Origin of the sequence: Halobellus sp. Atlit-38R, from assembly GCF_003665925.1 — an archaeon.
GTDB classification, from domain to species: domain Archaea; phylum Halobacteriota; class Halobacteria; order Halobacteriales; family Haloferacaceae; genus Haloquadratum; species Haloquadratum inordinatus.
Genome location: NZ_QXIJ01000010.1, coordinates 110,436 through 118,939, shown reverse-complemented (window position 1 = coordinate 118,939; position 8,504 = coordinate 110,436). Strand labels below are relative to the sequence as shown.

The window sequence follows — 8,504 nt, the reverse complement described above, 5'->3', positions numbered from 1 at the left end:
GGCAAAGAACATTGGACTGCAGTATCTCCGTCGCCGGCAAAACGCAGACGACGGAGGCGCACCCGTAGACGTGCGCCTGAATCGCGGGACGCTGAACGTGAGCGGGGAGTACAACCCTCCCGCCTCTAGTGAGGCGTAGAACGGGAGCCCACGCGAAAGCCCTTCCCTCAACGAGCGAGCGGGTCCTTAGACCCCGAGCGAAGTAGGGGAGGGTCGTTTACACCAAACAGACGGTCGGAGACGCAGTGACTGTTGCTCGCAGCCTGCGGCCCTGAACCGAGAGCCAGTTGACCACGTCACCGACCACGTTCAAGTTCACGATCGATAGCGTCCAGCTCTTGGTCTTCGATGGTCGCAAGCGGGTCAGCGCACACTTCACAGAGGATAATCTGTGTCGTCGACAGGCGAACAAGTGGGACACCAAGGAATACGAGTTCCTTATGCGTGGTGCGGCGTTCTCCCGGACCCTTCCAATCGGTGCAGGACTCACAGGGGCTCCGTTCGGAGAGCTGCACCGCTGTGGACTCGCTCCGTTCGAACACGCCCGATGCGATCCGCGGGTAGGGTGATGGCGATCCAGTCAAAATCTGGACTGCTACGTAACCGAGTCCGAGAAGCAACGCGAGTGCCAGTGGCAGCAAGAGGAAGCCCGATACGCGAGCCATTGCTACGAGCAGCACGAATGCGACGCCAACAACCGTTGCGAATTTGATGTACCGTCGCATCTGAAGCCTCTGGAGACCCAGTTAGCGTGTGCTCTCGTTTGTGGACGTGGCGTCATCGGTCACATCGCGCGTGAGGGCGACGCCACCCTCCGCTGGGACATAGATGGTGTTGTCGTTCTCTCGCAGCGCCTCGATGTAACGCAGATCGAGGACCTCGGGGTTCTGCCGGAGGGCCTTACCCTTGATTCGAATCTGTTCGGCCTCGGCCTCAGCTTCGATCACCTGGCGCTGTTTGTTCTTCTCGGCGACTTGGATCTCGTACTCCGCCTCCTCAATCTTCTGTTGTTTGACCTTCTTCTGTTCGATAGACTTGGCGTACTCACTCGGGAGCCGGACGTTTCGGATCTGAACGCTCTCGATTACGATACCGCTTCCATCAGTTTCCGTCTTGAGCGCCTTTTCAACGGCGAGCTTCAGGCGAGTCTGTCCCTCGCCGGTATAGATGTCCGTGACGTCGATATTGCCACCTTCCGTCCGCAGGACCGAGCGAACGGTGGGGCGGATGAGGCGTGTCTCTGCGGTCGGGAGATCGCGGTACTCTTCGTGGAATCGGGGAGCGTCACGGGGGGTGACGCGGTAGCGGACAGTCACGTCGACATCGACGTGCAGGCCGTCTTGCGTGAGAACGCGCACCGAGTCGTCCTGATTTGCATTGTCTCCCTCGCCGCTCTGGGAACTCATCGTGTACGTCTGCGGTCGTGTTGGAATACTAACTGTCCCTTCGATAATGGGTGTGATGAAGTGCCAGCCAGGTTCGAGGATGTTGCCCGTAACCGCACCCTGGTTCTTGACGACCTTTACGTTCCCTTCGTTGACGCCTTCGAACGCCATCACTCCGCCGACGGCCGAGACGAGAAGAATCACAACGAGACCGATCACCGTGGCAGAGGTAGCGAATCCGCTGGTGTCGATTGGAGGGTCACCGCTCATATGTCACTTGTAGATGAGTATCTATTGTATATAATGCTGGCCACTTACAGATAACATTTGAGAGCGGATCAAACCAAAACCACACCCGCTGTGTGGCCCTGAGGACAGCGTATATATTTCTCGCTCTTCAATCACGGGAAGATGCCCTCCAGACGCGACTTCCTCCTCGGTGTTGGCGGCGTGGCTGGGTCGGTCACCCTCGCCAACACGACTACTGCAGCCGCCGCGTCCACTGCCCCGGAACGTACCTGGACGCGAACCTACGCCCCAGCTACGACCGCCACGAATGGAAATCGTGCGCTCGTTCGTGAGATCGTCCCGATGAACGACGGCGTCGCACTCGTCGGCCTCGCTGGTGGTTCTGACCACTATCACGGCTGGATTGGACGCGTGGACGCAGCGGGCCGTTCACGCTGGCATCACCTCGATGAGACGGGACAGAGTACACTCCTCGCGGGGGCCGTATCGAGAGACGACGCCGATGGAATCGTTGCCGCCGGCGGTACCAACCTCACAGCGAGTCACCTAGCACCAAGACACGCTGATCCGTACGCTCTTCGCATCGGACCAGACGGCGACGTCTCGTGGACACACACCTATCAGCCAAGTGCAGCAGATGGACGAGCGACCGCAATAGCAAACGTGACTGATGGATACGTCGTCGCCGGCAACGAGACTGTCGGGAACGACGAGCGACTGTGGGCGGCCCACCTCGACTCTCACGGCACTCGTAGCTGGACGTGGCACAGCGAGCGCGCGGGCAGCGTCAACGCAATAACTAGCGTCCCTGGGGGTATCATCATTGCTGGCTCGACCGGGCCAGTAGGCGCCGATTCGCCTGCCCCCAGTGGTCGACAGGAGGTTGCTTGGATCGGCAAACTCACCAACAGCGGGAGCCTCACTTGGCAGTGGCACGTCGATCACAACGCGGGAGACCGCATCGAAGACCTAGCGCCCGCCCCGAACGGAGGCGTGGTCGCTGTCGGGCGCCGTGGCTTCAGTGCTGACGATCGGGGTGTCGGTTGGCTGGTCGCGCTCGATAGCGACGGACAGCAACGCTGGGAGCAGACCTACCCACAGGACGGCTGGAACTGGCACCACGGCATTGCGTCGGTCGAAACCGGGTACATTCTCGTGGGGACGCGGGCGGCGGAGCCAGACACGGATGCCGACGCTCGCGGTGCGTGGCTACTTCGCGTCGATGCCGAGGGACAGGTCGTCTGGGAGCACCAAGCCGAGCCCGGGACCGGGGGGTTCGCTGTTCAGCCCCTCGGAGACGGTGGCCTGCTCGTTGGTGGCGCAGCGTCTACCGATGGACACGCGGGTGAAGTAGCCTGGTTGGCGAAGGTCGGCGGTGATCCCACATCAGGAACGACAGCAGAGGACGTCCTTTCTCTACCCACACTCCCAGACTGGACGACGCCGTTGGTCGCCGGCACTGTTATCGGTGCGCTCGGGGCACGTGCTGTGGCGTCCTGGCGGCAGTCGTAGGGGTTTTTCAGCCACGTCTGGGCAGAAAGCCTATACTAGACGCATCAAGAACACGAGATATGCCAACCTGCAACAACTGTGATGGGTTCGTCACACAGCGCTACGTGAACGTGTTCGCCCCCGGAGACGCGGAGACGGTTCGTGTCTGCCCAAACTGTGAAGATCTCGTCCGCGATGGCAACGGTGTACGGGAAGCACGGAGCAAGCGGAAGTGAATGGTTCGAGAAATATTCGAGTATGCGATCGAGCGGTAGGTGAAGGAAGACATTGGCGAATCCACCCCGTCTATAGAGTGGCCTGGGCAAGTTCCGAGCGGACTCGGAAGGAGTAGCATTATCGAAAGCAGTGGTGTCGGGATGCAAGCCCGGCAATATACCGAGCAACCAGGTAGTGGTGCTCGGATCTGTCCCTTTCGGGACATTCTCTGGGCTGGTTTCCACACGGGTATCATTTTCTGTTTCACTCGGCGTGATGTCAACAAGTGGTAACAATCTGACTCCGTTTCCCGCCTCTGATCAAGTTCATCCACAGCTACGGCCCCCAGCGGCGGCTTGAAAGTCCCCTTCTGTTTCTTTCCCGGCTCGTTGAGTGGGGGTCGTCGGAACACCTGCCCTTCTGTCAACTACTGAGAAAGAAAGCACTGGGTGTCGCTCCCTGCACCTAGAGAGATACAAACTATTATCGCGGATGAGATATGTGAGGGAAGTGTGATAGAGTTGCAAAACGCCACAGCTCTCACGAAGGCAGGTACGTGTCTGTGAACCTGCTCTTTCTGGGACACGTTCTGGCGTTCGTACTTGCCGCTCTCGGATGTTTTGTGAGCCTCAAGCGTGTCCAAGCTATTGCGCACGATGGGACCCGCCGTGGACTTACGGTGTTTCTCCTCACCAGTGGGCTCTGGGCTGGGGCGAATCTCGGATATCTTGTCGCTGCTTCCCCACTAGCAAAACGGGCGTTCTACGTGTTTGGACTCGTCGTAGGACTCATCGCCGTCGCCGCGTGGTTGTCCTTCTGTGCTGCGTACACGGGGCGCTCACCGCGGCAACTGCCGTACGCCAGACTCGTGAGCGGTATCATTCTCGTACTCATCGCGGTGAAGCTCACCAACCCACTCCATCACCTGTATTTCACCGCGACGATGGTTGCGACACCGTTCCCCCATCTCGAAATCCAGCACGGAATTATGCATTGGACTGTGCTCGGTCTCGCGTATGCGCTGTCCTTTGTCGGGTTCTATATGCTACTTGAACATTTCCACTATGCTGGAACGGACACGCGCCCGCTTGCCGTGTTGGTTATGCTGACCGCACTGCCAGTCGGTGCGAACATCATCGGGGTGACGAGTCCGTGGTTGCTTGCGATAACGTACGAGCCAATTGGCGTTGCAACTTTCGCGCTCGGCGTCGTCTTCGTCTATTTCGACCGGTTTCAGAGAGCACATCGTGCAGGCGAAATCGACGATGCGGTTCTCTTCCTCGACCAAGACAACCAAATCCGCGACTATAATCAGACCGCCTGTGATCTGTTTCCCCAATTATCCGGTACGACCGGGAAGTCACTGGAGACGGTACTCCCGATGATCGACGGAACCAACGAAACACCTCCTGAAACAGTCACGCTCACCCGTGACGGAGACACCAAATACTATCGTATCGCGTCAGCGCCGTTTACTGCTGGCAACTCAGAAACTGGCCGTTCAATTGTGATTTCTGACGTTTCCGAGGCGGAGCAATATCGTCGGGACCTCGAACGGAAAACAGAACAACTCGAAGTGCTGAACCGCATTGTTCGCCACGACATTCGAAACGATATGACTGTTATTCGCGGCTGGGCGGAAACACTCGAAGGGCGTGTCGATGACGAGGGACAAGACGCGCTCGAACGAGTGCTTCGGGCTGCTGATCATACGATGAAACTGACAAAAGATGCGCGTGATTACATCGAAGCGATTGCTGGCGAGGAGCAGCCGGAATTGAAATCCGTTACACTCCGAAGCCACCTCAAAGCGGAGGTCGACACAGCCCAAGAGTCCCATCCTGACGCGGAGATTCAGATTAGCGGGAATATCCCAGCAGTCGGGGTCTGTGCAACCGAGATGCTATCGTCGGTGTTTCGCAATCTCCTCAGCAATGCCGTACAGCACAACGACAAGGCCACCCCTAAAATAACGGTGCGCGTCGAGGAACGAGACGAGTCAGCCGTCGTTCAGATTGCAGACAACGGCCCTGGGATTCCGGACAAGCAAAAAGAAGCGATCTTTGGGAAGGGAGAGAAAGGTCTGGAGAGTGAAGGAAGCGGCATTGGGCTGTATCTCGTGCAGACGCTGGTCGAGCAGTTTAATGGAGCAGTCCGGGTGGAGGATAACGACCCTGAGGGCGCAGTGTTCACGATCGAGTTGCAAAAAGCCGAAGACCGCCCAGCAGAGACAGAACCGTCACAGACAAATCCGGCACTGTGACAGCATCCTGCGCCTGATCACAAGCCGAGTCCTGAATGATTTCGAACGTTTCAACTCCTCAACTCCTCGAATTAAGCAGATGTGCCTACCGCCTTCCGAAGTCTCTTTGATGCAACGAGTCAATCAGAGATGTGGCAAATACAAACCGCAGTTGGTACTTCACAGAGCGACCAGCAGGTGAACCAGACGCGGACTGTTTCGAGCTCAGAGAAGAGAACGTCCCAGAGCCGGGCGACGGTGAACTGCTCGTCCGTGTCGAGTACCTCTCCGTCGATCCGTATATGCGCGGCCGGATGCGCGACAGCGAATCGTACGCGGAGCCGTGGGACGTCGGAGACGTCCTCAAAGGCGGTGTCGTCGGCGAAGTCGTCGAGAGCAACAGCGCACAGTTCGACGAAGGCGACTTCGTGACCGGTGAGGGCACGTGGGCGGACTATAGCGTGCTCGATGCGGGTGACGTTGCCCCCGTCAACACCGAAGTCGCGGACTTGCCAGCTTATCTGGGCGTCCTCGGAATGCCGGGCCGGACGGCGTATTTCGGGTTGCTAGACGTCGGCGAGCCCAACCCCGGTGATACCGTCGTCGTCTCCGGGGCAGCCGGCGCAGTTGGATCGGTCGTCGGACAGATCGCGAAGCTGAACGGCTGCCGCGTCGTCGGATTCGCCGGGTCCGACGAGAAGACGCGCTGGCTCACAGACGATCTCGGATTCGACGCCGCGATCAACTACAAAGAGACCGAGGATTACGGAGCCGCGCTAGACGACGCCGCACCCGAGGGCGTCGACGTCTACTTCGACAACGTCGGTGGCCCGATTACGGATGCTGTATTCACGAAACTGAACCTCGATGCTCGCGTGGCCGTTTGCGGACAGATCGCGCACTACAACGACGAGAGTGTCCCGACAGGACCGCGAAAGCTGCCCCTGCTCATCGCACCGCGCGCGAAAGTCCAGGGTCTGCTCGTCGGCGATTACGCGACTCGATTTGGGGAAGCGACCGAACAGCTCGCAGCGTGGGTGGCGAGCGGGGAAATCGACCATCGTGAATCAGTCGTTGAGGGCTTAGAGAACGCACCGGATGCGTTCCTCGGGCTGTTCTCTGGCGACAACATCGGGAAGCAGGTCGTCCGAGTGGCTGAGTGAGCTCCCCACGGCGAAAAATTGGACGTCCTGGTGTGAGTCGAAGTCGTGGTCTCAGATCGACTTCCGCGACTCGATAGGCTCGTCGGTGTCAGTCGAGCGTTCGGGTCGATAGGTGTTGAGCCCGAGCACGCGGTTGAGGACGCACTGTTGGGTGGCTCCGGTGATGATGAACACGAGGCTGAGTACACCGAACAGGGCGGCGACGACTCCCGTCGAGAGCGGACCGAACCCTAAGCTGAGATACCCAGCAAGGGCAGCCAGCGAGATGATACCAAGGACTGGCCCGAGGACGAGGCGAGCGGTGCGATCATAACCGCCGACATTCTTTTCCATATTGATCACGTCATATTGGCGCTCTGAGGAGATAAGCGTATCTGGCCGTCCCGAACCCTGCAGGGAGTCCGTAAGCGCAACCAAAATCAGTAGGTCATCAAATCGAAGAGCAGCGCCTTCGCGCGCGATTCGAGACTTCGGTCGACAGGCCCAATCGGCCGGCGAGCGGTTGCAACTCCGTATTGATCGAATTCGGTCTCGATGCGATACGTCAGCGACTTCTCGACCGCACCCTCCCAGAGGTCGACGACGAGGGCTCGGTTGTCGACGATACGCCGGAGCCGCCCCGTCTCCCTGTTCAGCGTCACTTCGATCCAGCAGTCACCGAATTCTGAAATGGGCGCGAACGGGAGCGGAACGACCTGTGCGTACGCGTCCGGTCCGGAAACGCGGTACGTGACCGTTCCATCTCTCTCCGCAGTTTTCGTCCAGTCAGTCCGGTGCGGGCGGACGAAATCGCCGCGGACCGCTCTGGCAGCGTCATCGTCGTCAGCGACGACGTCGGTTCCGCTGTCGCCTTTCGAGATGCGCACCCGCCCGTTCTTCGGAGCGGGCGCATCGAAGTCGTACAGCATCGTCCCGTCGGTCACGTACAGCACGTTGGTCAACGGGAGGTCGTAGCTGTCGCTGTAGACCCGGTTGTAGTGAAACAGCGCCCACAGTAGCTGATGCGGCGTGACGAACTCTCTGTCCGCCTCGTCCGCGATGCTGTCATTCCGTGTCAACGGGGCTGCAAACGTCGTCAAGGTGTGGAGGTGCCGTCGTCGGGAGTGTTCGTGCCACTGTCTGCGCACGTCGAGATCGTACGGTGCCTCACCGGTCCAGTCCTCCAGCACTCGCACCCTCGTGGTGGCCCGGTGATCGACGGCGTGGCGGTGTCGAGCCGCCGCAACGATGCGCTCGCGCGGCGCATCACCTGTTGGGAGCGCCGGGTCGTAGGGACGAACGTCAGCGACTCGAAGACTGCCGTAGCCCGTAGCTGCGCCGAGGATCGCCGTACCTGCACCGGCGAGCAACGTACGGCGGTTCATTCGCTCGCCTCCGGTGTGGTTGTCCCCGGTCGCCAGACGGCGACCGCTCTCGAAGTATTCCGTTCGGGCGCGACCCAGACCATACGGGTCATCGCTGGTTCAGGAATCTCGTGAGTCAGTGTCGCTCCTGGCGTAAGCGGGAACGCCGCAGCCGAGTCCGTGCTATCGCGATCGACCCACACGGTCTCGGTGTCGTCAGCGTCGGGGGTGATGACAGACAAGCGACTCGTGTTCTCGACCGTGACACGGTTGCCGCGGTCAAACGTCACGGTCAGTGCTGACTGATCGGGATTCCAGTCGAACGAAACGAAGACATTCGGTCCACTAGTCGGGTAAGGGTCCGTCGAGGGACCGCTCGGTGCGAGTGAGCAGCCAGCAAGGGCAGGGAGGAGTG

8 protein-coding genes and 1 pseudogene are annotated in these 8,504 nt (G+C 59.6%); 5 read left to right on the top strand and 4 right to left on the bottom strand.

The window, feature by feature from the left end; all coding sequences use genetic code 11:
* Positions 1-139, top strand: a pseudogene (locus D3D02_RS21195) (RNA-guided endonuclease TnpB family protein); the annotation flags it as partial.
* A gap of 157 nt (positions 140-296) precedes the next feature.
* Here the strand turns inward: D3D02_RS21195 and D3D02_RS13785 are convergent.
* Together D3D02_RS13785 and D3D02_RS13780 are read right to left on the bottom strand one after the other, a co-directional pair.
* Positions 297-725 (bottom strand): hypothetical protein, encoded by a 429-nt coding sequence (locus D3D02_RS13785; protein WP_121570568.1) that lies wholly within the window; start codon positions 723-725, stop codon positions 297-299.
* Between the two features lie 21 nt (positions 726-746).
* Positions 747-1,655 (bottom strand): prohibitin family protein, encoded by a 909-nt coding sequence (locus tag D3D02_RS13780; protein ID WP_121570567.1) that lies wholly within the window; start codon positions 1,653-1,655, stop codon positions 747-749.
* A 141-nt stretch (positions 1,656-1,796) separates the two neighbouring features.
* Here D3D02_RS13780 and D3D02_RS20330 point away from each other — a divergent pair, with 141 nt between their 5' ends.
* From D3D02_RS20330 to D3D02_RS13765, 4 genes are all read left to right on the top strand, one after another.
* On the top strand, positions 1,797-3,146 hold the full coding sequence (locus D3D02_RS20330; protein WP_147435623.1) for a hypothetical protein: 1,350 nt from the start codon (positions 1,797-1,799) through the stop codon (positions 3,144-3,146).
* A 59-nt stretch (positions 3,147-3,205) separates the two neighbouring features.
* Entirely contained in the window at positions 3,206-3,361 is a 156-nt protein-coding gene (locus tag D3D02_RS20960) for a hypothetical protein (RefSeq protein ID WP_199723101.1), read from the top strand.
* Between the two features lie 542 nt (positions 3,362-3,903).
* Entirely contained in the window at positions 3,904-5,604 is a 1,701-nt protein-coding gene (locus D3D02_RS13770) for an ATP-binding protein (RefSeq protein WP_121570565.1), read from the top strand.
* A gap of 131 nt (positions 5,605-5,735) precedes the next feature.
* On the top strand, positions 5,736-6,746 hold the full coding sequence (locus D3D02_RS13765) for an NADP-dependent oxidoreductase (RefSeq protein ID WP_121570564.1): 1,011 nt from the start codon (positions 5,736-5,738) through the stop codon (positions 6,744-6,746).
* A 51-nt stretch (positions 6,747-6,797) separates the two neighbouring features.
* On the opposite strand, the gene D3D02_RS13760 is transcribed toward D3D02_RS13765, so the two are convergent.
* Positions 6,798-7,079: a DUF2892 domain-containing protein gene (locus D3D02_RS13760; protein WP_121570563.1), complete on the bottom strand. Its 282-nt coding sequence runs from the start codon at positions 7,077-7,079 to the stop codon at positions 6,798-6,800.
* 86 nt (positions 7,080-7,165) lie between these two features.
* The gene (locus D3D02_RS13755) at positions 7,166-8,110 is read right to left on the bottom strand and encodes a hypothetical protein (protein ID WP_121570562.1); all 945 of its coding nucleotides are present in this window, start codon (positions 8,108-8,110) and stop codon (positions 7,166-7,168) included.
* Positions 8,111-8,504: the final 394 nt, after the last annotated feature.